Origin of the sequence: Nonomuraea sp. NPDC049504 (assembly GCF_040676845.1) — a bacterium.
In the GTDB taxonomy this organism is placed as follows: Bacteria; Actinomycetota; Actinomycetes; order Streptosporangiales; family Streptosporangiaceae; genus Nonomuraea; species Nonomuraea salmonea.
The window spans coordinates 123,559-149,850 of sequence record NZ_JBFAPT010000012.1 but is presented as its reverse complement, the minus strand read 5'-3'; the positions used below and the strand labels follow the sequence as shown (position 1 = coordinate 149,850).

The window sequence follows — 26,292 nt, the reverse complement described above, 5'->3', positions numbered from 1 at the left end:
CATGACCCACGAACGCGCAGGACAGCCCGCCCGGCCCTCCGACCTGGTCGACGTCGCCAGGCTGGTGACGTCCTATTACGCGCTGCATCCCGACGCCGGCGAGGTGGGGCAGCGGGTCGCGTTCGGCACCTCGGGGCATCGGGGCTCGTCGCTGAAGACGGCCTTCAACGAGGACCACATTCTGGCGACCAGCCAGGCGATCTGCGAATACCGGCGCGACCAGGGCACCGACGGCCCCTTGTTCCTGGGCATCGACACCCACGCGCTCTCGGAGCCCGCGCGCGTGTCGGCCCTTGAGGTGTTCGCGGCCAACGGCGTCGACGTGCTGATCGACTCGCGCGACGGCTACACGCCGACGCCCGCCGTCTCCCACGCCATCCTGCGCCACAACCAGGGCCGCACGAGCGGCCTGGCCGACGGCGTGGTGGTGACGCCGTCGCACAACCCGCCGGGCGACGGCGGGTTCAAGTACAACCCGCCGCACGGCGGACCGGCCGGCACCGAGGCCACCTCGTGGATCCAGGACCGCGCCAACCAGCTGCTGCAGGACGGTCTCAAGGGCGTGCGCCGGGTCCCCTACGCCACGGCGCTGCAGCGGGCGGGCCGCTACGACTTCCTCGGCACGTACGCCGACGACCTGCCCAGCGTCGTCGACCTCGACGCGATCAGGTCGGCCGGGGTGCGCATCGGGGCCGACCCGCTGGGCGGGGCGAGCGTGGCCTACTGGGGGGAGATCGCCGAGCGGCACGGGCTGTCGCTGACCGTGGTCAACCCGCTGGTCGATCCGACGTGGCGGTTCATGACGCTCGACTGGGACGGCAAGATCCGCATGGACTGCTCGTCGCCGTACGCGATGGCCTCCCTCATCTCCGCCCGCGACACCTACGACATCGCCACCGGCAACGACGCCGACGCCGACCGGCACGGCATCGTCACCCCCGACGGCGGCCTGATGAACCCCAACCACTACCTCGCCGTCGCCATCTCCTACCTCTACGCCCACCGCGACGGCTGGCCCGCCGGCGCAGGCGTGGGCAAGACGATGGTGAGCAGCGGCATCATCGACCGCGTGGCGCAGTCGCTGGGGCGGCGGCTGTACGAGGTGCCGGTCGGCTTCAAGTGGTTCGTGCCCGGCCTGCTCGACGGGTCGCTCGGGTTCGGCGGCGAGGAGAGCGCGGGTGCGTCGTTCCTGCGGCGCGACGGGTCGGTGTGGACGACCGACAAGGACGGCATCATCCTCGCCCTGCTGGCCTCCGAGATCCTCGCCGTCACCGGCGAGTCGCCGAGTGCCCACTACCGCGGGCTGACCGAGCGGTTCGGCGAGCCCGCGTACGCCCGCGTCGACGCGCCCGCCACCCGCGAGGAGAAGGCCGTGCTCGGCAAGCTGACGGCCGCGCAGGTGACGGCCACGTCGCTGGCCGGTGAGCCGATCACGGCGGTGCAGACGTCGGCGCCCGGCAACGACGCCGCGCTCGGCGGCGTGAAGGTCTCGACGGAGAACGCCTGGTTCGCGGCCCGGCCTTCGGGCACCGAGGACGTCTACAAGATCTACGCCGAGTCCTTCAAGGGCCCCGACCACCTCGCCGAGGTTCAGGAGGAGGCCCGCTCCCTGGTCTCCGCCGCCCTCGCCTGAGCGGCCCGCCCCAGGCTGGAGCGGACCTCGGGCGGGAGCGGACCTCGGGCGGGAGCGGACCTCGGGCGGGAGCGGGCCTCGGGTGAGGGCCCGCCGGTCGGAGGCCCGCCGCCCGAATGCCTGCCGAGAGTCAGTAGCCGAGGTGGCGGCCGCCGTCGCCGATCAACACCTCACCCGTCACCAGGTCCGCTTCCAGCAGTCCGGTGACCATCTGGGCGATGTGGTCGGGCTGGGCGGTACGGCGGAGCGGGGCCTTCAGCTCCTCCTTGGCGGCCATCTCCGAGAACACCTGCTCCCCCACCCGGTCGATGTGCCAGCGGGTGGCCACGATGCCGGGCGCGACGGCGTTCACCCTGACCTCGGGGCCGAGCGCCACCGCCAGGTCACGGGTGAGGTGGATGAGCGCCGCCTTGCTCACCCCGTACGCGATGGACGACCCCGTGGCCTGCAGCCCCGCGATGGAGGCGACGTTGACGACGGCGCCCCGCGACGCGCGCAGGGCGGGGGCGAAGGCGCGGGCGCAGTAGAACGGCCCCATGAGGTTGACGCCGAGCAGCCGCCGCCACACCTCGTCCGTCAGCCCCTCCAGGTCGGGGAACGGCACCCAGGTGGTGGTACCCGCGTTGCACACCAGCGCGTCCACCCGCCCGTGGTCGGCGAGCACCCGCTCGGCCATCCGGCGTACGGCGGCGTCGTCGGACACGTCGGCCGCCACCGCCGACGCCTTGCAGCCCATGCTCTCCAACCGCGAGACGGTGGCGCGGGCCTCGTCGGCCGAGCGGGAGTAGTTGACGACCACCGCCGCCGCGCCCCTGGCGGCCAGCCGCTCCGCCACCGCCGCGCCGATGCCGGTGCCGCCGCCGGTGATCACGGCGACGCTGCCGTTGATGTCCATGCCGGTCACTCCTTGAGTGGGTCGAAGACCGCGATGTCGATGTCCTTGGATCCGCGTGAGGCGTAGAAGGCGGTGTGACGGTCAGCCCGGACAGGTTCACGCCGAGCAGCGCATTCCGTGACGAGCCGCTCGGCGCGCGTCCTGGCCTCGGGCTCCCCCGGAACGACCTCCTCGGGGACGGCTCCCCGGACGATCGCCCCGGTCTCGACGCGGACTCGACGCGGACTCGACGCGGTCGAGGTACGGCTTGACGCGCCGCGCGCCGTGCGGGCCGTGACCGGCCAGGTCGGCTTCCACCAGCGGCTCGGCGACGGCGGACGCCGTGTCGTGCGGTACGGACGCGGCGGTCAGGAGGTCGCGGGCGAGGGGGCGGAGGTGGTCGGCGGCGAGGACACGTACGGATGCGTTCACGGTGACCGGTCTCGCTTCGGCAGGACTGCGTTCCGTGTGCGCGCTTATGCCCGAATCGCCAGGGGGCCAAACGGCCGTCCGGAAAGGGCTTACCGCCCGAGTTCGGGGGCCGTGGCAGTGCTCATGCCCGTACGTCCGAGGTCGGCCCTGCGGCCCGCGGCGACGCCCGCGCGGTAGCCGGTGCCGCTGGTCCGCGGGACGCTCATGCGGACGTGCGGATAGTGCGCGGCGACCACCCGCTCGACCTCCGCCCTGCGGTCGGCCAGGACGATCGCGGTGCCGGTGGGCGCCGCCTCGGCCGCCGCCTGCTTCTCGGCCGCGCACAGCAGCCGGTAGACCTCGTCGGTGAAGCCGAGCAGCCAGGAGCGCCGGTAGGCGCGGACGGCGCCGGCCGGCGGCTCGGTCCTGGCCAGGCCGGAGGCCATCTGCAGCAGCAGCGAGGTGGCGAGCACGTCGGCCCGCTCCAGGTCGGCGGCGAAGCCGAACACGTGCACCCGCTGCCCGCCGTCGCCGCGCCCGATGAGCAGCGGCCGGCACCGTACGGCCTGCGCCACCAGGCTCACCAGCCTGGCCTTCTCCCTGGCCCACGGGGGCGGCAGGGTGACGATGCGGTCGGCGGGGGTCTGGCGGGTGCCGGCGGGCGGCAGCGAGTCGATGCCGTGCTTGGCCATCAGCGCCGACGCCGCGGCCATGAACGTGGCCCGCTCGTGCTCGTTGTCGGTGCGCTCGGCCTTGGCCAGCAGCTTCCTGACGCGGTCGAGCGTGCGCTCCCGCAACCGAGGCCCCCTCCCGTGCCCGCTTGTCTGCGGGAACGATGCTAGCCGGGGCTAGGACTTGCTCGTCAGGACCCGCCCGTCGTCGGCGATGGCGGGGAAGGCGCCGGTGTCAACGATGCCGTGCTGCTGGTAGAGCGCCTCGATGAGGGCGTGCGCGCGGGGCTCCAGCTTCCACAGGGAGCGGTATTCGCGCGCGGTGGCCAGCGAGATTCCGATCTCCTGGGCGATGTCCACCGTTCGCGGGACGATGCCCTTGGCGATCTGCCGGTCCCAGAACTCGCGGGCGGCCCGCATGAGGGCGGCGCGCTCGGCGGTGCTGACCACCTGCGGGGTGGCGTCGAGCACGGTGACGTCCTCGTCCTCCTCGCGGACCAGCTCGACCAGGGCGGGGGACAGCGCGGGGCGGGCGGGCACGGGGTGCTGCTCGGCGTCCTGCTCCCAGGGCACGCGGGGGTCGGCGTCGATGAGCGCGGAGGTGTTGTAGAGCGCGGCGATCTGGGCCAGCAGGGCCTCCTGGCGCTGCGGGTCGACGGCCAGGCCGGTGTGCTCGACGGCCTGGTCCATCGCCTTGTCGAGCTTGGCGAGCGCGACGCGCATCTTCCGCTCGGACGCGCCGCCCTCGCGCAGCGCCTTGGCCTTCTTGGCGGCCAGCGCGACCCTGGTCAGGCGGCGGTGGGCGTCGACCTCGCTGGCGGTACGGTCGCTGACCTCGGCCAGGCCCATCCTGACCATCAGCCGCTCGGGGGTGAGCCGCCAGTTGATGCGGCCGGTGCCGCGGATGCGGTGGCGCTCGATGGCCATGCCGCGCTCCCACAGCCAGGCGGCCACGAGCGGGGCGGCGAGGCGGAAGACGGCCTCGGGCAGGCTGCGCGCGTCCATGCTGGACAGTACGGCGGTCAGGCAGGTGAGGGCCCACACGGCGATGCCGTCGATGCCGGCGGAGAAGTTCTCGCGCATGTTGCGGCGGGCGCGTACGGCGCTGGTGATGATCGCGACCTCGATGAACGCGAACAGCAGTAACCGCAGCGGGCCGTCGAGCCCCAGCACGTCGCCGGAGAAGCGCCACATGCCCTGCGCGGACACGCCGGTGGCGATGGACGCGGCCACGACGGTCAGCACGTCCTCGATGGGGCGCGGGGCGACGTACCGGGACCACAACCAGGCGACGACGCGCCAGACGACCCTGAGCACCAGGAAGGCCAGGACCAGCCCGGCCAGGCTCAGCAGCGCGATGACGGCGGTGGCGAGCGGCTTCTCGGTGATGAAGGCTGTTATTTCCTCAAATGTCGGCATCTGTCACTATCCGTGAGGGCTCAAACTCCGGCTCTATGCGACGAGATCATCGCAGAATGTCGCCATCTTGTACGCCAAACGCCGTCTGCTGCCCCAGTTTGCCCTGGTTTCACGGCAGTTCTGTGACCTTGACGCAACGTACCGCCTGGAACGCGCCATCCCGCGCGCCCGAGGGGTGGCACCGGCTCGGGCGGCCCGCGCACAATGAGACCCGGAAGAGGCAGCTCAGCCGGTGACCCTGCCGCCGTCGTCGGCCAGTCGGAGGGGTAAATTCCTCCTTTCGGAGGGCAACACCCGCCCATCCGGATGGGACCATCGATGCAGGGATTTATCCCAACTTGGTGTGATGCATCCCAGCAGGACGGATATCGATGTCAGAGACAGAAGAGTTCCCGCTCGTCCAGTTCATGCGTGAGGGGTTCGACCCGGTGGGCGAGCTCGGCCGCATCAGGAACGAGCACCCGGTCTTCCCGATGGAGATCCCCGGAGGGCAGACCGTCTACCTCGTCACCCGCTGGGAGGACGTCCGCGCGGTGCTCGGCGACCACGAGCGCTTCAGCAACGACTTCGCCGGCGTGATCGGGCTCGGCTCCAACCAGGAGGACCCAGGCGGCCTGGGCTTCCGCGACCCGCCCGAGCACACGCGGCTGCGCAAGTTCCTCACACCCGAGTTCACCATGCGGCGGCTGCGCCGCCTGGAGCCGCGCATCGAGGCCATGGTCGAGGAGCACCTCGACCGCATCGAGGCCAAGGGCGCCGGGGGCATGCCGGTGGACCTCATGGAGGAGTTCTGCCTGCCGATCCCCTCGCTGGTGGTGTGCGAGCTGCTCGGCGTCCCCTACGAGGAGCGGGCCGGCTTCGTCAAGATCAGCAAGGACCGGTTCGACTTCACCGCGGGGCCCGAGGCGTCGCTGCAGGCCATCAACGACGCGATGACGTACCTCGTGGACCTGGTCGCCCGCGAGCGGCAGAACCCCGGCGACGGCCTGCTCGGCCAGCTGCTGCGCGAGCACGGCGACGAGCTGGACGACCGCACGCTCGCCAGCATGGCCGACGGCCTGCTCACCGGCGGCCACGACACCAGCACCAGCATGCTCGCGCTGGGCACCCTGTGGCTGATCCAGAACCCGGAGCAGGCGGCCAAGGTGCGCGAGGTCGACGGCCACATCGTGGACGTGGTCGAGGAGCTGCTGCGCTACATGACGGTCGTGCAGGTCGCCTTCCCCCGCTTCGCCCGCGACGACCTGGAGCTGCACGGAGTGCCGATCAAGAAGGGCGAGATGGTGCTGTGCTCGCTCACCGGCGCCAACCGCGACCCCGCGCTCGGCGAGGGCATGGACGAGGTGCGCCCGGGCCGCGAGACGGCGGGCTCGCACATGGCGTTCGGCCACGGCATCCACCGCTGCGTCGGCGCGCCGCTCGCCCAGATGGAGATGCGCATCGCCTTCCCGGCGCTGCTGCGCCGCTTCCCCGGCCTGCGGGTGGCGGGCGAGGTGCCGTTCAGGGAACTGGCCATCGTCTACGGCGTCAAAGAGCTACCCGTCGCCTGGTAGAGCGGTTACGTTCGCCATGTGGACGAGCACGTCATCGACCTGACCGTGATCAGCGCCGTCGTCTTCGACACCGACGGCGTGGTCACCGACACCGCTCGGGGACACGCGGCCGCCTGGAAGCACGTCTTCGACGCCTTCCTGCGCGGCCGCTCGGAGCCGTTCGACATCCGCGACGACTACCTGCGGCACGTGGACGGCCGGCCGCGGCTCGACGGCATCCGCACCTTCCTGGCCGCGCGCGGCATCACCGTGCCGGAGGGCTCTCCGGCCGACGAGCCGGGCGCCCCCACCGTGCACGGGCTGGGCCTGGCCAAGGACCGCTCCTTCCTGGAGCAGGTCGGCAAGTACGGCGTGGCCGCCTTCCCGCCCACGGTGGCGCTGCTGCACGAGCTGCGCAGGCGCGGCGCCCGTACGGCGGCCGTCTCCGCCGGCCTGCACGGCCGCAGGCTGGTCACATCGGCGGGGGTGATGCACCTGTTCGACCTCATGGTGGACGGCAACGACGCCGCGCTGATGAACCTGCCCGGCACCCCCGACCCGGCGCTCTTCCTGGAGGCCGCGCGCCGGCTCGACCTGCCGGCCGCCGGGATCGCCGTGGTGGCCTCCGCGCTGCCGGCCGTCGAGGCGGGCAGGAAGGGCGGCTTCGGCACGGTGGTCGCGGTCGGCGCGAAGGCGGGTGACACGTCGGGTGACGCGGCGGGTGACGCGGCGGGCGGGCTCGTCGTCGTGGGTGATCTGAGTGAGCTTGGGGTGCGTGGGCGGGTTCTACCCTTGAGCGGGTGACCGTACTGATCGATCCGCCCAACTGGCCGGGGCCGCGCGGCCTGATGTGGTCGCACCTCGTCAGCGACGCCTCGCTCGATGAGCTGCACGACTTCGCGGGACGGCTGGGCGTGCCGCCGCGGGCGTTCGACCGCGACCACTACGACGTGCCGGAGACCGTGCACGCGGCGGCGGTGGAGCTGGGCGCCGAGGCGGTCAGCTCGCGCGAGCTGCTACAGCGGCTGATCGCGGCCGGTCTGCGCCGCCGCAAGCGCCGCTAGCTCGGCGGTCATGCTGGCCCGCGCGGGCTCCTCCCACAGCTCCCGCGCGCGTGGCGTGCGGAACAGGACGGGCGTGGCGAGCAGCCGGCGCAGCACCTCGCTCCGCCCGGCGGCGAACAGGTCGTCGGGCACGTGGGCGTACTCCTGGCGGACGGCGCGGGCGTAGGCGTCGTAGCCGGGGCCGCCCAGCACCGCGAGGTCGGCGTCGCAGAGCACGGCGCCGTCGCGGTCGCCGGGGGCGAGGGTGTCGTGGGCCGCCGTGAGGCGTACCAGCCTGGCCACCTCCGACACCCGGCGCGCCGGCACGCCGCAGCGCGGGAGCCGCGACTGGGCGAGCTGGGCGCTGCGCTCCTCGTCCCAGCCCGGCCTGCCGTCGTAGACGGCGTCGTGGAACCAGGCGGCCAGGCGTACCGCGGCCTCATCGCCGGCCTCGCCGGGCAGCAGGTCGATCGCGGCGAGCACGGCGGCCAGGTGGTCGCGGGTGTGGTAGCGGCGGTGCGGCTCGGACCAGCGGGCCAGCAGCTCGGCGTGCACGGCGCGGGAGGCGCGCGACTCCCCCGCCGGCTCCGCCCACCGCGGGAAGGACGTCGCACCCTCGATCATGTTTCCACCGTAGTGGTAGCGTTCCTGGCATCGGTACGACAGGCGGAGACGCTCGGCGCCTGCCCCGGTGGCGGGAGCTGCGGGCCGTCATGCCGCGAGGCCCCCGGTGGTCGCGCGCGGCCCGGGTGGCGGCCGCGGCCGACGTGGCAGATCTGCGGCGGCTGGCCGCGCGGCGGGCTCCGCGCATGGTGTTCGACTACGTCGACGGCGCCGCCGAGTCCGAGCTGTCGCTGGCCAGGTCGGTGGCGGCGTTCGAGCGGGTGGAGTTCGCGCCCCGGGTGCTGCGTGACGTCTCCGACGCGCCCACCTCGGTGGAGATCCTGGGCCGGCGCGTTTCGATGCCGGTCGTGCTCGGGCCGACCGGGTTCACCCGCATGATGCACCGGTCCGGTGAGCGGGCGGTGGCTCGGGCGGCGCAGCGCGCGGGCGTCCCGTACACGCTGTCCACGATGGGCACCACGACGGCGGCCGGCGTGGCGGCGGCGGCGCCCGACGGCTGGAACTGGTTCCAGCTGTACGTGGTCCGCGACCGCGCCCGCACCCTGGAGACGCTGGCGATGGCGTCGGGGGCCGGCATGGACGTGCTGGTGGTGACCGTGGACGTGCCGGTGGCGGGGGCGCGGCTGCGCGACGTGCGCCACGGCCTGACGGTCCCGCCCACGCTGCGCTGGCGCGGCGTGCTGGAGGCGGTGCGGCATCCGGCGTGGTGGTTCGACTTCCTGACCGGTGAGCCGCTCAGGTTCGCCACCGTGGACGGCGCTCCCGAGGACCTCGCGGGGCTGACGAACCTGATGTTCGACCCTTCTGTGACCTTCGCCGACCTGGAGTGGATCAGGTCGGCGTGGCAGGGACGGCTGCTGGTCAAGGGCGTGCAGCGGGCCGACGACGCCAAGGAGCTGGCGGCGCTGGGCGTGGACGGCGTGGTGGTGTCCAACCACGGCGGGCGCCAGCTAGACCGGTCGGCCACCCCGCTGGAGCTGCTGCCCGCCGTGGTGGCGGCGGCGGGCGACCGCACCGAGGTCTTCCTCGACGGCGGCGTGCGCAGCGGCGCCGACGTGGCGGCCGCGGTGGCGCTGGGCGCCCGCGCCTGCTTCGTCGGCAGGGCCTACCTCTATGGCCTGATGGCCGGTGGCGAGGCGGGCGTGGACCGGGTGCTGGCGCTGCTGCGGGCCGAGCTCGTGCGCACGCTGCAACTGCTCGGCGCGGGCGGCGTCGAGGGGCTGGGCCCCGACCTGGTCAGGCTCAGGGACCGCTGACCCCGGGTCCCGGGGACCGCCAGAAGAAACGGCGCCATGTCAGAGGCGAAAAGCTCGTATTTCGCCGCCGCCGTCGTCGCTCTGCTCCTTCGCACGGGGACCCGTCCCGCGGAGAGGAGATCGCGATGGCGACCGGAGAATTCCAGGTGATGAAAGTGCCGGCCGAGCAGTTGGCGGGCATTCTCCATGGCCAGGTGATCGATCCCGGCGCGCAGCCCACGAACGTCGTCCACTGTGGCGAGGGCTGGACCGTGGACGTGAGCTGGGAGGTCACCGGTGAACTTGTCGACTGGCTGGTGGGCCGCTGGCAGTTGGAGATCATCGCCGACCGGATCGGCGGTGGCGAGTCGCGGCATCCCGCGCCGCCCGTTGAGATGACGTTCACCCCGGGCTCCGGGCGATACACGGCTTCCATACCGATGCGGGGGCAGCTGTCCCCCGGCACCTATGACCTCGTGGTCAACCTCACCACCACCACGGCCGCCGGCACCGCGGGGGCGCTCGGCGGATTCGTGGTGATCAGCAAGATCACCGTCAAGGAGTGAGCGGCACCCGCCCCGGGCGGCGACCGCCCGGGGCGGTTCTGGGGACGGGCCGATGTACGAATCAGCACCAAGTCTGAGAAGCGTGGCGATGTTATTGCAAGCCCCCCGCAAGCGGACACTCCTACGCTCCAGCCCTGGCGGCCACGGGGCAAAGCAGGCCGCCGACTGTATCTGACGCTCCTGGGGGCGCTCTTAACTCCATGAGCATGCCCGGGGGCGACGGGACCGGCACAACGGGAGACTTGATGTCCGACACTCCGATGACCGCCGACGACGTGCTGCGCATCGCGGCGTACAAGGACCGGAGCGCGGCACTCGAAGCGATGGTCATCGCCTACAGCTACCACCGCGTGGCCGCCGACCTCGCGGCCCACCTGGGCCGGGAGGCGAACAACTGGTACTGCTACGCCACCTGGACCTCCAAGGCCGTCGGGGAGAGCCTCGACCTCGGCCCCGGCTCGCCGTTCATCGAGGACTTCGGCCGCCGCCTGCGCGTGCCGCAGCGCTCCCGCCGGCTGTTCAGGGCCGCGCTGCTGACCCTGCTCGGGCCGAGCTACCAGCTGGGGCTGGCGCTGGCCAACCGGGCCATCTTCCTGGAGACCGCCAGCCTGGCGGTCAACCTGTGGAACGACACGCCCGACCGCTTCCTCAAGGTCAGCCCCGAGTCCGAGGTGACGCCGACGCCGCCGGAGTTCCTCACCGACCTGCTGTCACCGGCCGACCCGCGCTACCTGAAGGACGCCGCGCAGCTCATGGTGGCGGCCGCGGCGACGCAGGACCCGGCCGAGCGGGCCGAGCTGATGCTGGGGGCGAACATCGCGCTGTCGGCGTACGAGCAGGCGCGCGCGCAGGCGGCGCTCGAACTCGTGCTGTACCGCCCGGTGCGCTGGCTGACCCGGGTGTCGTGGCGCTCGCTGCGCTCCCTGGTGACGCGCCGCCCGTTCCCCCGCTTCCGCCTGTACGCCGCCGCGCACGCCGACCAGCCCTGGCTGACGCGCACGCTGGAGGGCCTGTGGTCCTCGCTCTACACCCGCCACCTGTTCGCCGTGGCCACCCCGCTGAGCGACGTCAAGGTCGGCAGGCCGCTGACCCCGCCGCCCGGCGTGAGCCTCGACGAGGCGTGGGCGCCCATCCAGAACGAGAAGGTGCGCAAGCTGGCCGAGGAGTTCATCACCGAGGACCGCGAGGCGTCGCTGGCCGGGGTGCGCGACTGGGTGTCCTATCCCGACCGGATGCGCTTCATCGTCAGCTATTTCCGCGTCTACCAGAAGGTGGACGCCCTCTACCGGGTGCCCTTCGACAAGGAGGTCGCCGAAGGGCTGGCCGAGGAGATGCGCAAGGGGCTCGTCCCCGAGGCGATCAGCCAGATGTTCGTCGACCGGCCCGGGCTGCGGCCACGCAGGCTCTACCGGTACCCGTCGGAGACCGACCCCGACGCGTACGAGATGGCGCACTTCGACTTCGAGCCGTTCCTGGAGGCGATCCAGCTTGACCCGCCCGACACGTCCGCTCAGTCAGGCAAGCCCGGTGACTAGGTCAGTCGAGGAAGTCGCGGGTGATCTCGCGCGCCTGCAGCAGGCCGCGTAGCTTCGCGAAACAGCGGGCTCGGGTGGGCCCGATGCTGCCGACCGGCCTGCCCAGCCTGCGCGCCACGTCCACGTAGTGGGGCTCGGAGGTTTCCGTGAGCGCTCTGAACAGCACCCGCTGGGCCGCGGGCAGCTCCTCGACGAGCTCTTCGAGGGTGCCGGCCAGCCAGATCCTGGCCAGTTCCCTGTCGACGTCGTCGGTGCTGCCCAGCGAGTCGAGGTCGGGGGTGCAGATCTCCTTCGTCCTGCGGGTGAGCTTGAGGCACTCGCGGAAGGCGATCGTGGCGAGCCAGCCCGCCATGCGCTGGCCGTCCTCGACGCTCTTGAGGTTCTGCCAGGCCAGCAGCCAGGTGGTCTGCAGGACGTCCTGGGCGTCCTCGTGGCTCAGCCTGAACCTGCGGATGCGGGCCCTGAGCATGGGGCTGAACTCCTCGACCAGCCGCTCCCAGGCGAGCGCGTCGCCCTCCTGGGCGGCGGCCACCAAGGCTCCTGTGCCGGGGCGCGGGTCGGGGCGCGGGTCGGGACGGGTGTCGAGGCGTTCCATGGTGTCCACGTGCATGTCGTTCTCCCTGCCGGTCCGGACACTCGGGGGGTCGACTCCGGCCGGCTCACCCACCGTGCGCCGGATGATCCGGAAAGACTGTTCCGGACGTGACAGCCTGGGTGTGTCGCTGGTCACATTTCAAAGATCGCTATCCAGAAGCTGTCCCCCGGCGGAATGCGGCCTAGAGTTCTCGCATGAACGGGCGCAGCGGCCTTCCCCACGACGCCGAGCCGGTCGCCGCGGTGCTGGCGGAGATCCCGTTGTTCCAGGTGCTCGGAGAGAGCGGCATCCGCAGCACGGCGCGGGCGGGCCTGACCCGGCGCTACCGGTCGGGGCAGATCATCTTCCATCAGGGCGATCCGGGAGAGTCGCTCTACGTCCTGCTGGACGGTCTGGTGAAGGTGGTGTTCACCACCGAGCACGGCGACGAGATCGTCCTCAACATGCTGGGCCGCGGCGACACCTTCGGCGAGATGGCGCTGCTGGACGACTCGCCGCGCTCGGCCTCCATCGTGACCGCACGGCCCGCCTGGGTGTTCGCGCTGCCCAGGGCGCGGCTGCTGGAGCTCATGCGCGAGCATCCTGGGCTGGCCGACGAGTTCCTGCGGCTGCTCGGCCGCATGGTGCGCAGGCTCACCGACCAGGCAGCCGACCTGGCCTTCCTCGACCTCGGCGGGCGGCTGGCCAAGCTGCTGCTGCAGCTGGCCGACAAGCACGGCCAGGCCGGCGGGGTGGTGGACCTGCCCGGGCTGACCCAGTCCGACCTGGCCGCGCTGATCGGCGCCTCCCGCCCGGCCGTCAACCGGGCGTTGCAGTCGCTGGTGGCGCGCAACCTCATCGCCGTCAAAGGCCGGACGATCAGGCTGCTGGACGTCGCCGCCCTGCGGAAACGGGGCGGCCTCTGACCGAATCTGGAGTACGGGGCACATGAACGATCCTGAGGGGCGCTGGCCGGACGAGAGATTCCGGCAGCTACGGGAGCAGGCCGATCCCGACGTCGACAAGGTGGTCGCCGGATACCTGCAGGAGCAGCCACCGGGGCGGGGCGCGCTGGAGCTGGTCAAGGCGGTGGTCGCGGAGCTGGGGGCGGCCAAACGGGAGGCCAGGGAGCCGTCGGGGGAGCCGCCGGCGTCGCGGATCTTCGACGCGCTCGACTTCGCCAAGGAGCTGCCGGAGTGGGGTGACGACAGGGAGCTGCTGGCCAGGGGGCAGGCGGTGTTCGCCGACCACGGGCTCTACCAGTCGGCGGCGCTGTTCTTCGCCTGCCTGCCGATGGCGTACGCGGAGGTGTCCAGCGCCAAGGTGCTGGCCGGCGTCTCCAACCTCGCCACGCACGGGATGACCCGCAGGGTCGCCGAGACCGGGCAGATGCTGGTGGACGTGATGGGGCTGAAGAGCACCGACAGCCTCCAGCCCGGCCGGCCGGGCCACACGACGGCGATCGGGCTGCGCATCCTGCACTCGTTCGTCCGCGCCCTGGTGGACGAGCGCTACGCCGACCACTGGGACACCGAGCGGCTGGGCGCGCCGGTCAACCAGGAGCTGCTGCTCGCCACGCTCTTCGACTTCTCCGTGGTGACGTGGGAGGCCATGGAGACCATGGGCGTGGTGCTGAGCGACGAGGAACGCGCCGCCAACCTCTACACGTGGAGCGTCTTCGGCCACCTCATGGGCATCGAGGTCTGCCGCGAGGGGCCGCTCACCCTCGGCGACGTCGAGCCGGTCAGCGCGCGCCTCGGCCGGCTGCTGGAGACCAGCGACGAGGGCCGCCTGCTGATGGCGGTGATGCTGAAGGAGATGGAGGCGTTCATGCCGCTGGGCTGGCGCAAGATGCCGCGCAGCCTGGTCCACTGGATCTTCCGGCACGCCTCCCACGGCGCCGACCGGGTGCCCGAGCTGCTCGGCGTGCCCGCGCCCGCCTGGTGGTTCACCGCCCTGTTCGCCGCCGCGAAGGCCGCGCACGGCTCCTCGTGGCTGGCCGGGCCGGTGGACGGTGTGATTCGCTGGCTGGTACGCAAGGCCGGGCGGCAGATCGTGGTCGCCCTGATCGACCGCCACTCCGACGGGCAGGCGGCGTTCAGGATCCCCGACGAGCTGGCCCGCGCCTGGCGCATCAGGCAGTCGCGCGCGGCCGTACAGACCCGCGCGATCCGCAGGAACGTACGCACGAGGCTACGAGCGCCCGCCCGCGGGCGGAAAGGGCCGCACAGTGACAGCCCCACATGAGCCGGGCACGCTCACCACGGCGACCATCCTGTTCACCGACGTCGTCAGCTCCACCGCACTGCGCATCAGGCTCGGCGAGGAGCGGGCCAACGTCGTCTTCCGCCGCCTGTACGAGCTGCTGCGCTCGGTCGTGACGGCGAGCGGCTCGTCGTTCACCAAGAGCCTGGGCGACGGGCTGATGGCGGTGTTCGACTCGGCCACGGCGGGGCTCGACTCGATCATCGCGGTCCAGCAGGCGGTGGCCGACGAGAACGAGCGCGCCATGGACAAGATCTCCATCAGGGCGGCGCTGGCCGCCGGCGACGTGTGCTGGGGGCACGACGACGTGAGCGGGCTGCCCACGGTGGAGGCGGCCCGCCTGGTGGCGATCGCCGAGGGCGGTCAGGTGCTCTGCACCGACCTGGTCAGGCGGCTGGCCCAGGGGCGCAGCAGGCACGAGTTCAAGGACCTCGGGCGGCTGCCCGGCAAGGGGCTGCGCGAGCCGCTGCACACGTACGAGCTGCACTGGCAGAGCGCCGATCACCACCTCGGCGGCGGGCTCGCGCCGTGGCTGGACGACGGGGGCGCGCTGCCGTTCGTGGGCCGCGAGGAGGAGTTGCGGGCGCTGGACGGCGAGCTGGCGGCGGCGGAGTTCGGCGGCAAGCTGGTGATCCTGGAGGGCGAGCCGGGCGTGGGCAAGACCCGGCTCGCCTCCGAGGCGGCCAGGCGGGCGCTCAAGCGGCAGTTCACCGTGCTGGCGGGGCGGTGCACGGATCCGGCGCGCAAGGCGTACGAGCCGGTCGCGGGCGCCGTCGAGCGGCTGGCCCGCACCTCGCCCGCGCTGCTGCTGCGGGCCGGCATCGACCAGCAGTGCGGGCAGCTCGTCCGGCTGGCGCCCTCGCTGGCCGCGCCGCCGCTGTCGCTGGAGGTGCCGCCGGCCACCGAGCCGGTCTCCGAGCGCTACCAGCTGATGGCCGCGGCCCGCACGCTGATCGAGCGGCTGGCCACCGTACGCCCGGTGCTGCTGATCATCGACGACCTGCAGTGGGCGACGCTGGAGTCGCTGCAGATGCTGAGCGCCCTGATGTGGGACTCCGACGCGCTGCCGCTACTCGTCCTCGCCATGTCGCGGCCGGTGCCGGTCGAGTCCGCGCCCTCGCAGACGCTGCCCGAGCTGCACAAGCTGACCGCCGACGCCCGGGTGATCCCGGTGCCGGCGTTCGGGCCCGGCGAGGTGAGCGACGCGCTCGCGCAGTCGCGGGCCCGCGCCGACGCCGAGCGGCTGCACCGCATCACCGGCGGCAACGCGTTCCTCGTCAGCGAGGTGATCAGGGAGCTGGGCGCGGGCAAGGACCTCGACGCGCTGGCCGTGCCCGACTCCGTCACCCGCATGGTGACGGCCCGCGTCGCGCAGCTCCACCCCGACGCCCGCGACCTGGTGAGCCTGCTGGCCGTGGGCGAGCGGATGGACTCGGCCGAGCTGCGCGGCGGCCTCGACCTGGACGAGCCGCGCTTCGTGGCCGCCGTCGAGGAGGCCATGGGCACGGGGCTGGTGACGATGCTGGACAACGGGTCCTGCCGGTTCTCCCACGAGCTGACCAGGACCGCCCTCTGCACCACGCTCTCGGCGCCGCGCGCCGCGCTGCTGCACGGGCGGGTCGCCGACGCGCTGCTCGCCACCGACCCCCACGCGATGCGGACCAGGCCGTACGTGGTGGCCGCCCACCTGCTGGCCGCCGCCGAGCAGGGCCGCGACCCGGCACGGGTGAGCGCGGCGGCCGACGCGGCCGTGCACGCCGCCCAGCACGCGCTGGCCGGGCTCGCCCACCGCGAGGCGGTCACCTGGTACCAGCGGGCGCTCGCCCTGCTCCCCGACTCCCCAGGCGCGGCCCGCGAACGCCGCGCCGAGCTGCTGGTCGAGTGCGGCAGGGCGATGTGGCTGGCCGGGCACCCCGACGCCCGCCGCACCCTGCTCGACGCGGCCGACCTGGCCAGGGAGTGCGAGCGCCACGACCTGATCGTCACCGCCGCGCTCGGCGGCGACCGGGGCTCCTCCATCTCGGCGGCCCCCGACCGCGAGCGCATCGCGCTGCTCACCGAGGCGCGCAAGGTCGTCGACTCCACCGACGTCAGCACCCGCGCGCTGCTGGCCGCGCAGCTCGCCTCCGAGCTGATCTGGGCGCCCGACGGCGAGCGGCGCTTCGCGCTCAGCGACGAGGCGGTGGCCCTGGCCCGCAAGTCGGGCGACCCGCGCACGCTGGCCAGCGTGCTCGGCATGCGCAGCCTGACCATCATCCCCGCCGACCCGCTGCACCAGCGCCACCGCGACGGTGACGAGATGCTGGAGGCGGCCCGCCGCACGGGTGACGACCTGGCGCTGTTCCACGCGTACGTGCAGCGCACGCCCCCCGTGCTGGACAGCGGCGACGCCACCAAGGCGGCCGACCTGCTCGACCGGGCCGACGAGCTGGCGCACCGGCTCGGGCAGCCGCACCTCAACTGGCTGATCGGCTACTCCAAGGCCGGGCTCACCCTCATGCAGGGCGACCTCGCGCAGGCCGAGGCTGAGGCGGAGGCGGCGCTGCGGCTCGGCTCCGAGATCGGCCGGCGGCTGGAGGCGGTGGCCATCTTCTCCGAGCAGATCGCGGAGATCCGGCGGCTGCAGGGCCGGCTGTGGGAGCTGCGCGACCGGCTGCGCCGTGCCGGGCAGGCGCCCCGGGTCGATCCGGTGCACGCGGTGCTGCGTTACCTCTGCGAGCTGGCCGACGAGCAGGCGGGGCCGCTGCTCGACCGCATACTCGCCGACGGCGGCGAGACCCCGCCGCGCAACATGGCGCACCGGCCCGCGCTGGACAACCTGGCCGTGGCCGCCGCCCGGCTGGGGCGTGCCGAGCTGGCCGGACGCCTGTACGACGCGCTCTCCGGCGGCGGCGAGACGTTCGGCCACGGAACGGTCGCCCACCACTGCGGCCACCACTACCTCGCCCACCTGTGCGTGGCGATGGGCGACGAGCAGCGCGCCGCCGGCCACTTCGAGGCGGCCGCCGAGGTCCACGAACGCCGCGGCGTCCCCCTGATGCTCGCCGAGTCGCTCCTCGACTGGGCCGACCTGCTCGACGAGAGCGACCTCGAGGGCCCCAAACCCTCGGACCTGCGCACCTGGTGCCGCACCCTGCTCTCCGGCCGCGGCGCCCTGCTACTGGACCGCCGCGCCACGACCTAGCCCACCGGTCTGTGTTGCCGTCCCTTGGAGGTGGGGCCGGGCTGCCGAAGGTCACCACGGGCGGCCGCTCGGGGTCGGCGGGGGTCGCGGGCGGGAGCGTCAACGGACACCCGCCCACACCGGCGGAGAACACCCCGCCCTTCCCCCAAAGCGACGGCAACACAGGCCGGTGATCAGGTGGCGAGGGTGTGGCCGGCTTCGACGGCCTGGCGGACGGTCCTTGCGAGGGTCTCCTCCAGCGCCTCGCCCTGGGCTTCCAGGGCGGCGAGGCCGTCGGTGTCGTCGGTGTGGGCGAGCAGCGCCCGGTACGCGTCGTTACGGGCCAGCGCGTCGCGGGCGCGCAGGGCGGCGTCGGCCTCGGCGACCCGGTGCGCGTAGCGTTCCAGCCGGGTCACCCGGGCCTCCACGGCCGCCGCCGAGCGGTGCAGCGCCTCCTGCTGCGGCGCCAGCACGGCCCGCAGCTCGGGCGTGACGACGCCGCTCATGGCCCGCTCCTGCTCCTGCCACAGCCGGGTCTGGGTACGCAGCAGCACCGCGATCTCCCAGATCTGCCGGGGCAGCAGCACCTCGTTGGCCAGCCCGTCGAGCAGCCGCAACCGCATGGCCTGCGAGGTGTAGACGGACATGACGGCCCGCCTGGCGCGTTCGAGCAGGGCGCGGGCGGGCGCGGCCAGCTCGGGCACGAGCACGTACCGATCGTGGAGCGAGTCCGCAGGCCGATCGTGGAGCGAGTCCGCAGGCTCGCGGCGTAAGCGCGGGATGAAGGCGTCGATGACGGCCAGCCGCTCCTGCTCGGTCAGGTCGGGGTCGGCGATGAAGTCCACGGTGCGCCGGACGTGATCGCGCTCCCTGGCGAGCTGCCGCCGCTCGGCGGCGGCCGCGTTCCTGCGGTGCAGGACGTCGTGCGCCACGATGAAGACGGCCAGCCCGATCGGGATGAGCAGCACCGTGTAGAGCAGCCCGATGTCGCCGAACACGCCGTGCAGGAGGAGGGCGGCGAGCACGATCGCGACGCAGATCGCCAGCGATGACCACGCGTACCCGCGGCGACCGGCCACACCGACCCCCTCACGAACGAACGAGTTCCGAGGCGTCCTGAGAATTCACAATAGCCGCGGAATGCCGACAGATCACGGGATCCCCGGCAGACCGGCATCAGCGCAGGTAAGAGGCCCCGTTGAGGTCGAGGACGGCCCCGCTGGCCCATTCGGCCTCGGGCGAGGCCAGGTACACGATGGCCGCGGCGATCTCCTCGGGCCGCGCCACCCGCCCGAACGGGCTCTGCGCCCTGATCGCGTCGCCACGCGGCGCCTTGAGGTGCTCGTTGGTCATGTCGGTCTCGACGAACCCGGGCGCGACCGTGGCCACCGCGATGCCGCGCGGCGCGAGGGCGATGGCCAGCGACTGGCCGAGCGCGTTCAGCCCGGCCTTGCTCGCGCCGTACGCCGGGCTGTCGGGCTCGCCCCTGAAGGCGCCGCGCGAGGAGACGTTGACGATCCTGCCGCCCTCGCCCATGTGCCGCAGCGCGCACCAGGCGGTGTTGGCCGCGCCCATCAGGTTGACGCCCAGGGTGCGCTGCCAGGCGTCCTGCCACTCCTCGTACGTCAGCTCCGTGATCGGGTGGTGCAGGAACACGCCCGCGTTGTTGACCAGCACGTCGATCCGGCCGCCCAGCGCCTCGGCCGCCGCGGCCACCATCGACCTGACCGCCTCGGGGTCGGCCAGGTCCGCCTGGACCACCGCGTGCCCATCGCCCGGCAGCGCGCCGAGCAGGCTAGCGGCGTCGCCGGCCGAGTCGCGGTGATGGATGGCGACCCGGTCTCCCCGCTCGGCGAAGGCCGCCGCGACGGCCCTGCCGATGCCCCTCGACGCTCCGGTGACAAGTACTCCACGTCCACTCATCCCCCGCACGATAGGGGATGCTCGGCAAGCGCCTTCCGGCGGCCTAGGATGGACAGCGCCCCCGGAAACCGATCAAGGACAACCGGATGGCCGGGTGGAACGTCCCAACACTCCCGTCCCCCATCAGGAGTCACTCGTGGGATACCCGCCCCCGACGTACCACCGGCCGGCCTATGAGCCGGCTTACGGGCCGCCGCCCGCCACGCGCAACGACAACCTTCCCCTGATCGTGCTGTTCGTGGTCGGCCTGCCGATGCTGCTGTTCGGCGGCGGCGCGGCCCTCGCGCTGGTGCTGACCGACACCGGCGGCGGGCCTTCACCGAGCTCCGCGACCATGGTGATGCCGTCCAGGGAGCCGCTGGCCGACGCCCAGGAGACCACCCCAGCCCAAAATGACCCCGCCCAGACCGACCCAGCCCAGACCGACCCAGCCCCGACGCAGGCTGACCAAATTCTTCCGCAACAGACCGGGCCGGCGGGGCTCGGCGGGTCGATCGCGCTCCAGTCCATCGACCCCGCCCTGCGGCTCACCGCGACCGTCAGCCGCGTCATCGACCAGGCCACGCCCGCCACCGAGTTCGTGAAGCCGGCGGCGGGCAGCAAGCTCGTCGCCGTGGAGATGACCTTCACCAACACCGGCCAGACCCAGTTCACCGACTCCCCGCTGCTGAGCGCCTGGCTCATCGACCACGAGAACCGGCAATACCGCCCCAGCGTCAAGCAGATCAGCGAGGGGCAGGACTTCGGCGCGACGGTGTCGATCAGCGGCGGCGACTCGCGCATGGGTGTGGTGGTGTTCGAGGTGCCGCAGGCGGCACGAGCCGCCAAGCTCCAGTACGCGATCAACGCCGGCCTCGGCTCGCAGAAGGCCGAGTGGACGCTGGCCTAGCACATCGGCGGCGCTGACGTTCACCAGCGGCAGTTGAGACCGACCTGAGTGATCATGGTCAATGCGATCGTCATGTACAGCCGGCCCGATCGAGCGGGTCCAGGCCGGCCATCCTGACGTGGACGAGGCGTGCGCGGTCGGCCCCCCGACGAGCGGACCGGCACCGGGCAAGCGTGCCCGGCCCGGCACGGCGGCCGCGCGCTCTGAGCATTCTCTGAGAATTGCTTGCCAAAAATGTCGATCGTCCTGTCAAGCACTTTGTCGTGACGGAGGCGTACATGGCGGACAACCCCCTCGACTATGTGGTGATCGGCGCCGGGCCCGCGGGCCTCCAGCTCGGTCACTTCCTCCACAAGTCCGGCCGCAGCTACGTGATCCTCGAGGCGGGCGCGGCACCGGGCCTGTTCTTCCGCACGTTCCCGCGCCACCGCACGCTCATCTCGATCAACAAGAAGCACACCGGCTGGGACGACCCCGAGCTCAACCTGCGGATGGATTGGAACTCCCTGCTGTCGGACGACCCGGAGCTGCTGTTCACCCGCTACAGCGACCGGTATTTCCCGCATGCCGATGACATGGTCCGCTATCTCGGCGACTTCGCGCGGTCCTGCGGGTTGCGGATCGAGTACGGCGCCCAGGTGGCCAGGGTGGAGCGGCCAGGTCCCTTCGTGGTGACGGCCGAGGACGGCCGGACGTTCGAGGCGCGGCGGGTCGTCGTGGCGACCGGGGTGAGCAAGCCAAACATCCCGCCCATCCCGGGCATCGAGACGGCCGACCTGTACGGCGACGCGTCCATCGACCCCGCCGACTACACCGACCAGCGGGTGCTCATCATCGGCAAGGGCAACTCAGCGTTCGAGACGGCCGACAACCTGGTCGAGACCGCCGCCGTCATCCACGTCGCCGGGCCGCGCTCGGTGCGGCTGGCCTGGCGCACCCACTACGTGGGCCACCTGCGCGCGATCAACAACAGCATGCTGGACACCTACCAGCTCAAGTCCCAGAACGCGGTGCTCGACGGGCACGTCAGGAACATCGAGCGGCAACCCGACGGCACGTACCTGGTGAGCGTGGCCTTCGTCCGGGTGGACGAGATCACCAAGGACATCCCGTACGACCGGGTCATCGTCTGCACCGGGTTCCGCTTCGACGACTCGATCTTCGCGCCCGGGTGCCGGCCGGCGCTCGCGTGCGACGGCAGGTTCCCGGCGCTGACGCCCGCGTACGAGTCGGTGGACGTCCCCGGCCTGTACTTCGCCGGCACCATCACCCAGTCGCGCGACTTCAAGCAGGGCACGAGCGGCTTCATCCACGGCTTCCGCTACGGCGTGCGGGCCCTGCACCGCGTGCTGGAGTCGCGCCACCACGGGGTGTCCTGGCCGGCCCAGGAGTTGCCGGCCGACCCGGCGGCGCTGGCGGCGGCGGTGGTCGCCAGGATCAACCGCACCTCGGCCCTGTGGCAGCAGTTCGGGCTGCTGGCCGACGTGATCACACTCGACGGCGGCACCGCCCGCTACTACGAGGAGGTGCCGTACGACCTGCGCGAACACCCGATCGGTGAGCACGGCCACTTCTCGATCACCCTGGAGTACGGCCCCGGCCACGACAAGGTGGATCCCTTCGACATCGAGGTCGCCCGGCCGGGCCAGGGCGACGCGGCCCGCGCCCACGAGGGCCACTACCTGCATCCGGTCGTCCGCCACCATCTCCCCGGGCAGCCGGTCGCCGTGCACCACGTGACGGAGAACCTGGAGAACGAGTGGGACTCCCCCGAGGTGCACGTGGAGCCGCTGCGGGCGTTCTTCGCCCGGCGCACGGCCGCGGTCCCCGCGTGATGCGCCCGACGATGAGCAGCCCCGTCCACGACCCGGCCCGCACCTCGCCGCGCGACCCGGCCCGCACCCCGCCGCCCGTCCCGCCGCCCGGCCCGGCGAACGGCCCCGCGAACGGCCCCGCGAACGGCCCGGTGAACGGCCCGCCGCCCCTCCCGGCCGTCCCGCTGAGCGACCCCCGCTACGGCCCGACGCACGGCCCGGTCCGCGACCCCATGGCCGGGCCGCGCGGCCCGGCCGCCACCCGCCCGCGCGGCCCGATGAGCGGCTGGCGGCTGCGGGACTTCGAGGACGCCGCCCGCGAGCGCCTCGCCCCCGCGCACTACGACTACTTCGCGGGCGGCGCGGGCGAGGAGATCACGCTGCGCGCCAACGAGGCCGCCTTCGACCGGCTCGCTCTGGTGCCGAGGGTGCTGCGCGGCGCGGGCATACCGGAGACCGGCGTGACCCTGCTGAACAGCCGCGCGTCCATGCCGGTGCTGGTGGCGCCGACCGCGTTCCACCGCCTGGCCGACCCGCAGGGTGAGCGGGCGACCGCGCGGGCCGCGGCGGCGGCCGGGACCATCATGATCGTCAGCATGGCCGCCACGGTCGCCGTCGAGGAGGTGGCGGCGGCGCCGGGCGCCGAGCTGTGGTTCCAGCTCTACGTCCAGCCCGACCTGGCCTTCACCGAGCGCGTCGTGCGCCGCGCGGAGTCGGCGGGCTGCACGGCGCTGGTGGTCACGGCCGACTCGCCGGTCATGGGCGTACGCGAGCGCGACGTCCGCAACGGCTTCCACGACCTGCCCGCCCACCTGCACTGCGAGAACCTGCGCGACGGCCCGGACGGCCCGGTGCGGCCGATCGTGATGTGGCCGGAGCTGTCATGGGAGCACCTCGCCGTGCTGCGCCGCATGACGGACCTGCCCCTCGTGGTCAAGGGCGTCACGCACCCGGCCGACGCCAGGCTCGCGATCGACCACGGCGCCGCGGCGATCCTGGTGTCGAACCACGGCGGCCGGCAGCTCGACGGCATGCCCGCCGCGATCGACCTGCTGCCGGACGTCGTGGCCGAGGTCGCGGGCGCGGTGCCGGTGCTGATGGACGGCGGGGTGCGGCGCGGCACCGACGTGGTCAAGGCGCTGGCGCTGGGCGCCGCCGCGGTCGGGGTCGGCCGTCCGGTGCTGTGGGGCCGCGCCGCCGGCGGCGAGGCGGGCGCGGCCGGCGTGCTCGGCCTGCTGCGGGCCCAGTTCGAGGAGGCCATGACGCTGTGCGGCTGCGCCGGCTTGGCCGGCCTCAGCCGGGACATGGTTCGGGACACGGTGCGGGACACGGTGCGGGACACGGTGCGGCCATGCTGATCGCCGTCGTGCTGCTGGTGGTGGCCGTACTGATGAGCCTGCCGTGGTGGCTGCCGCGCCGGGTGGTGGCGCTGCGTGAGCGGGTGTTCGCCCGGATCAACGGCGACGAGGGCGTGCCCGTGCCAGGCGAGCTGGTAGGCGTCGAGCGCTTCCGCGAGCTGTACGCGCACCCGGCCGCGAACGGCCGCAGCAAGGGTGCGGCGCTGTCGGACCTGTTCTGGTACTGGCTGGCCCCCGGCCCCGAGATGCACCAGGAGCACCTGGAGCCGGGCGAGCGGTACGACGCCGTGGCCCGCACCACCCGCGCCCTGCTCGCGGTGCCGAAGGGCGAGGTGGAGGAGCTGGCCCGCCGGTGCGCCGTGCGCGGCGTGGCGGGCGTGCGCGGGCTGGTCAGGCTGCGGGACCTGATGATGCCGGTGTGGGCGGAGTTCGCGTACGAGCTGGTCTTCGCCGAGCGCTGCCCGCGCGAGGCCCGCGACCTGATCGCGGCCAACGCCGACGACGTGGTCACCTCGCTCAAGTGCACGGGCCTGCGGCACATGGGCCGCCGCGACCGCCTGACCCGCTACCTGCTGCCCCGCCTGGACAGGGTACGGGTGCCGCTGCCCGGCGGCCTGACCCCGCTGGAGCAGGCGTACTACCTGCAGGGCGCGTTCTTCAACACCGCCGTGGTGCAGCTCAGTGAGGCCATGGCGCATCTGCTGCTCGTCCTCGCCCAGCACCCCGGGGAGCAGGAACGCGCGCGCACGTCCGATGACCGCCACTTCGACCGGGTGATCAACGAGACGCTGCGGCTCTACCCGCTGTTCGGCATCGCCCACCGGATCACCAGCGGCGACATCGCGCTGGACGAGCACACCACGATCCCGGCCGGTTCCGTGCTGTGCTTCAACTATCCGGAGTTCCACCGGACGGGGTTCGCCGACCCCGGCCGCTTCGACCCCGCCCGTTTCGACCCCGGCCGTTGCGATCGGCCGGCGAAGGAGCTGAACCACGTCCCGTTCGGCGTCGCGGCCAACCGGCCGTGCCCGGCCTGGCGGCTGGCGCCGATCGCGATGCGCGCGGTGGCGCGGGAGGTGCTCGGCCGCTACGTCCTCGACTCCTCCGTCACCCACACCAGATCCCTGCCCAGCCGCGGGCCCTGCCTGCTCACCCCGCGCGGGGCCGCGCACCGGCCCCGGCTCGCGCTGGCGTACCTGCGGGTGCGCGACCGCTGGGAGGACGTCTGGCGCGGCCTCGTCCAGCTCGTCCTCGGCACGTACATGGTGTGGGACGCGCACCGCAAACGGCTGTGCGAGCGCCACTTCGCCGAGGCCGCCTCCAACCCCCCTGACGCTTCCGATGCGGAGGACCGGTATGCCCACCCTGGTCATCAACCTGGCGCACGTCGCTCCCTCTGACCCGAACCTCTCCCTGGTGCTCAAGGTCCTGCCCGCCCTCGTCGTCATCCTGATCACGGCGGCGATCTGCGGCAGGCTGGCCCAGCTCGTGATGCAGCCGCGCGTGCTCGGCGAGATGGTCGCCGGCGTGCTGCTCGGGCCCACGTTGTTCGGCTGGTTGTTCCCCGAGGCGCAGGCCACCCTGTTCCCGCCGGAGGTCCGGCCGGTCCTGTACGTGCTGAGCACCATCGGCCTGACCCTCTACATGTTCCTGGTCGGCGCCGGACTCGACCACAGCGCGGGCACGCCGGGCGAGGCGCGCAAGGCGTCGGTGCTGGCCGCGTCGGGCATCCTGCCGTCGCTGCTGCTCGGCGCGGGCACCGGCCTCGTGCTGTACGACCTGCTGTCCCGCCCGGAGGTGCCGCCCCTGCAGTTCGCCCTGTTCGTCGGGGGCGCGCTGTCGCTGACCGCCTTCCCCATGCTGGCCAGGATCCTGTACGAGCGCGGCCTGGAGAACTCCCCGCTCGGCCGCCTGTCCCTGCTGGGCGCCTCCATCGACGACGCGCTGGCCTGGTGCCTGCTCGCCGTGCTGACGGCCATGCACCTCGGTGACGGCCCTGCGGGGGCGCTGCCGACGGTCGCGCTGACCGCGCTGTTCGCCATCGTCATGCTCAAGGTCGTGGCCCCGCTGCTGCGGCCGATGGGCGACAGCGTCGCGCGCACCGGGCGGCTCGGCCCGACCGGCATGTACGTGGTGATCCTCGTCCCCCTGGCGGCCGGCTGGATGACGGACTGGATCGGCGTCTACTCCGTCTTCGGCGGCTTCTTCGCCGGCCTCGCCATGCCGCGGAACCCCGAGTTCCGCCAGGTCCTGCACGGCCGCATGATGGAGGTCGTCTCGACCCTGCTGCTGCCGGTCTTCTTCACCTTCTCCGGGCTGAACACCCAGCTCGGCGGCATCACCGGCGGCGCCATGGTGCTGGCGTTCCTGCTGATCCTGGCGGCCGGGTTCGCCGGGAAGTACTTCGGGTGCTCGCTGGCGATGCGCGGGCTCGGGTTCTCGTGGCGGGAGTCGTACGCGGTGGGCGGGCTGATGAACGCCCGCGGCCTGATGATCCTCATCTTCATCAACATCGGGCTCGCCCAGCAGATGATCACCACGGAGCTGTTCTCGATGCTGGTGCTCGTGGCCGTGCTGACCACGGCGGCCGCCCTGCCGCTGTACAAGCTCGCGCTGCCCGAGCGGCTGGAGCTGACCACGAAGGCCGAGGCGCCGGCCGAGCGGCCCGTGGAAGTTCCATCCAACTCTCCGTGATCGCCCAGGTGGGCGGGTGTGGACACTTCTTCTGGAAGGCCAATGAGACGGGTGGATCTGGTTTTTCCG

The 26,292-nt window shown here is 72.7% G+C and carries 23 protein-coding genes; 15 read left to right on the top strand and 8 right to left on the bottom strand.

The window, feature by feature from the left end; translation table 11 throughout:
• The first annotated feature begins 1 nt into the window (after nucleotide 1).
• Complete coding sequence (gene pgm, locus AB0K28_RS23680; protein ID WP_364373640.1) at nucleotides 2-1,633, top strand: phosphoglucomutase (alpha-D-glucose-1,6-bisphosphate-dependent); 1,632 nt, start codon at nucleotides 2-4, stop codon at nucleotides 1,631-1,633.
• Nucleotides 1,634-1,763: 130 nt separating this feature from the next.
• Here the strand turns inward: pgm and AB0K28_RS23675 are convergent, their stop codons facing one another.
• From AB0K28_RS23675 to AB0K28_RS23660, 4 genes are all read right to left on the bottom strand, one after another.
• Nucleotides 1,764-2,528, bottom strand: coding sequence for an SDR family oxidoreductase (locus AB0K28_RS23675; RefSeq protein WP_364373637.1), 765 nt, complete (start codon nucleotides 2,526-2,528; stop codon nucleotides 1,764-1,766).
• Nucleotides 2,529-2,624: 96 nt separating this feature from the next.
• Nucleotides 2,625-2,939, bottom strand: coding sequence for an Ldh family oxidoreductase (locus AB0K28_RS23670; RefSeq protein ID WP_364373634.1), 315 nt, complete (start codon nucleotides 2,937-2,939; stop codon nucleotides 2,625-2,627).
• An 89-nt stretch (nucleotides 2,940-3,028) separates the two neighbouring features.
• Nucleotides 3,029-3,715 carry a DUF2786 domain-containing protein gene (locus AB0K28_RS23665; protein WP_364373631.1) on the bottom strand — a complete coding sequence of 229 codons (687 nt, stop codon included), beginning with the start codon at nucleotides 3,713-3,715 and terminating at the stop codon, nucleotides 3,029-3,031.
• A gap of 51 nt (nucleotides 3,716-3,766) precedes the next feature.
• Complete coding sequence (locus AB0K28_RS23660; RefSeq protein ID WP_364373628.1) at nucleotides 3,767-5,008, bottom strand: hypothetical protein; 1,242 nt, start codon at nucleotides 5,006-5,008, stop codon at nucleotides 3,767-3,769.
• Nucleotides 5,009-5,379: 371 nt separating this feature from the next.
• Between AB0K28_RS23660 and AB0K28_RS23655 the strand changes: the two genes are divergently transcribed.
• From AB0K28_RS23655 to AB0K28_RS23645, 3 genes are read left to right on the top strand one after another with little or no spacing between them, the layout of a single operon-like run.
• The gene (locus AB0K28_RS23655; protein ID WP_345386381.1) at nucleotides 5,380-6,561 is read left to right on the top strand and encodes a cytochrome P450; all 1,182 of its coding nucleotides are present in this window, start codon (nucleotides 5,380-5,382) and stop codon (nucleotides 6,559-6,561) included.
• Between the two features lie 18 nt (nucleotides 6,562-6,579).
• Nucleotides 6,580-7,344, top strand: a complete 765-nt coding sequence (locus tag AB0K28_RS23650; RefSeq protein WP_345386383.1) for an HAD family hydrolase — start codon at nucleotides 6,580-6,582, stop codon at nucleotides 7,342-7,344.
• A complete protein-coding gene (locus tag AB0K28_RS23645) occupies nucleotides 7,341-7,604 on the top strand; it encodes a DUF4031 domain-containing protein (RefSeq protein ID WP_345386385.1) in 264 nt (87 codons plus the stop codon). The genes AB0K28_RS23650 and AB0K28_RS23645 overlap by 4 nt, the downstream gene beginning before the upstream one ends.
• Here the strand turns inward: AB0K28_RS23645 and AB0K28_RS23640 are convergent.
• On the bottom strand, nucleotides 7,557-8,207 hold the full coding sequence (locus AB0K28_RS23640) for a metal-dependent phosphohydrolase (protein ID WP_364373623.1): 651 nt from the start codon (nucleotides 8,205-8,207) through the stop codon (nucleotides 7,557-7,559). The genes AB0K28_RS23645 and AB0K28_RS23640 overlap by 48 nt on opposite strands.
• 89 nt (nucleotides 8,208-8,296) lie before the next feature.
• Between AB0K28_RS23640 and AB0K28_RS23635 the strand changes: the two genes are divergently transcribed.
• The 3 genes from AB0K28_RS23635 (at nucleotide 8,297) to AB0K28_RS23625 (ending at nucleotide 11,543) form a co-directional block, all read left to right on the top strand.
• Nucleotides 8,297-9,463: an alpha-hydroxy acid oxidase gene (locus AB0K28_RS23635; RefSeq protein ID WP_364373620.1), complete on the top strand. Its 1,167-nt coding sequence runs from the start codon at nucleotides 8,297-8,299 to the stop codon at nucleotides 9,461-9,463.
• A gap of 125 nt (nucleotides 9,464-9,588) precedes the next feature.
• On the top strand, nucleotides 9,589-10,008 hold the full coding sequence (locus tag AB0K28_RS23630; RefSeq protein WP_364373617.1) for a hypothetical protein: 420 nt from the start codon (nucleotides 9,589-9,591) through the stop codon (nucleotides 10,006-10,008).
• A 245-nt stretch (nucleotides 10,009-10,253) separates the two neighbouring features.
• Nucleotides 10,254-11,543, top strand: a complete 1,290-nt coding sequence (locus tag AB0K28_RS23625) for a hypothetical protein (RefSeq protein WP_364373614.1) — start codon at nucleotides 10,254-10,256, stop codon at nucleotides 11,541-11,543.
• Nucleotide 11,544: 1 nt separating this feature from the next.
• On the opposite strand, the gene AB0K28_RS23620 is transcribed toward AB0K28_RS23625, so the two are convergent.
• Complete coding sequence (locus tag AB0K28_RS23620; protein WP_364373611.1) at nucleotides 11,545-12,153, bottom strand: sigma-70 family RNA polymerase sigma factor; 609 nt, start codon at nucleotides 12,151-12,153, stop codon at nucleotides 11,545-11,547.
• A 179-nt stretch (nucleotides 12,154-12,332) separates the two neighbouring features.
• Between AB0K28_RS23620 and AB0K28_RS23615 the strand changes: the two genes are divergently transcribed.
• From AB0K28_RS23615 to AB0K28_RS23605, 3 genes are read left to right on the top strand one after another with little or no spacing between them, the layout of a single operon-like run.
• Nucleotides 12,333-13,043 carry a Crp/Fnr family transcriptional regulator gene (locus tag AB0K28_RS23615; protein ID WP_345386401.1) on the top strand — a complete coding sequence of 237 codons (711 nt, stop codon included), beginning with the start codon at nucleotides 12,333-12,335 and terminating at the stop codon, nucleotides 13,041-13,043.
• 22 nt (nucleotides 13,044-13,065) lie between these two features.
• Complete coding sequence (locus AB0K28_RS23610) at nucleotides 13,066-14,364, top strand: oxygenase MpaB family protein (RefSeq protein ID WP_364373607.1); 1,299 nt, start codon at nucleotides 13,066-13,068, stop codon at nucleotides 14,362-14,364.
• Nucleotides 14,348-17,566 carry an AAA family ATPase gene (locus AB0K28_RS23605; protein WP_364373605.1) on the top strand — a complete coding sequence of 1,073 codons (3,219 nt, stop codon included), beginning with the start codon at nucleotides 14,348-14,350 and terminating at the stop codon, nucleotides 17,564-17,566. Before AB0K28_RS23610 ends, AB0K28_RS23605 begins: the two co-directional genes overlap by 17 nt.
• A gap of 173 nt (nucleotides 17,567-17,739) precedes the next feature.
• Here the strand turns inward: AB0K28_RS23605 and AB0K28_RS23600 are convergent, their stop codons facing one another.
• Nucleotides 17,740-18,624 carry a hypothetical protein gene (locus tag AB0K28_RS23600; RefSeq protein ID WP_364373603.1) on the bottom strand — a complete coding sequence of 295 codons (885 nt, stop codon included), beginning with the start codon at nucleotides 18,622-18,624 and terminating at the stop codon, nucleotides 17,740-17,742.
• A 97-nt stretch (nucleotides 18,625-18,721) separates the two neighbouring features.
• Entirely contained in the window at nucleotides 18,722-19,468 is a 747-nt protein-coding gene (locus AB0K28_RS23595) for an SDR family oxidoreductase (protein WP_364373600.1), read from the bottom strand.
• A gap of 136 nt (nucleotides 19,469-19,604) precedes the next feature.
• Here AB0K28_RS23595 and AB0K28_RS23590 point away from each other — a divergent pair, with 136 nt between their 5' ends.
• From AB0K28_RS23590 to AB0K28_RS23570, 5 genes are all read left to right on the top strand, one after another.
• On the top strand, nucleotides 19,605-20,357 hold the full coding sequence (locus AB0K28_RS23590) for a DUF4352 domain-containing protein (protein WP_364373597.1): 753 nt from the start codon (nucleotides 19,605-19,607) through the stop codon (nucleotides 20,355-20,357).
• A 278-nt stretch (nucleotides 20,358-20,635) separates the two neighbouring features.
• Nucleotides 20,636-22,192: an NAD(P)-binding domain-containing protein gene (locus tag AB0K28_RS23585; protein ID WP_345386419.1), complete on the top strand. Its 1,557-nt coding sequence runs from the start codon at nucleotides 20,636-20,638 to the stop codon at nucleotides 22,190-22,192.
• Nucleotides 22,193-22,203: 11 nt separating this feature from the next.
• On the top strand, nucleotides 22,204-23,529 hold the full coding sequence (locus tag AB0K28_RS23580; protein WP_364373593.1) for an alpha-hydroxy acid oxidase: 1,326 nt from the start codon (nucleotides 22,204-22,206) through the stop codon (nucleotides 23,527-23,529).
• Complete coding sequence (locus AB0K28_RS23575; RefSeq protein WP_364373590.1) at nucleotides 23,523-24,929, top strand: cytochrome P450; 1,407 nt, start codon at nucleotides 23,523-23,525, stop codon at nucleotides 24,927-24,929. The genes AB0K28_RS23580 and AB0K28_RS23575 overlap by 7 nt, the downstream gene beginning before the upstream one ends.
• A complete protein-coding gene (locus AB0K28_RS23570) occupies nucleotides 24,886-26,223 on the top strand; it encodes a cation:proton antiporter (protein ID WP_364373587.1) in 1,338 nt (445 codons plus the stop codon). The genes AB0K28_RS23575 and AB0K28_RS23570 overlap by 44 nt, the downstream gene beginning before the upstream one ends.
• Nucleotides 26,224-26,292: the final 69 nt, after the last annotated feature.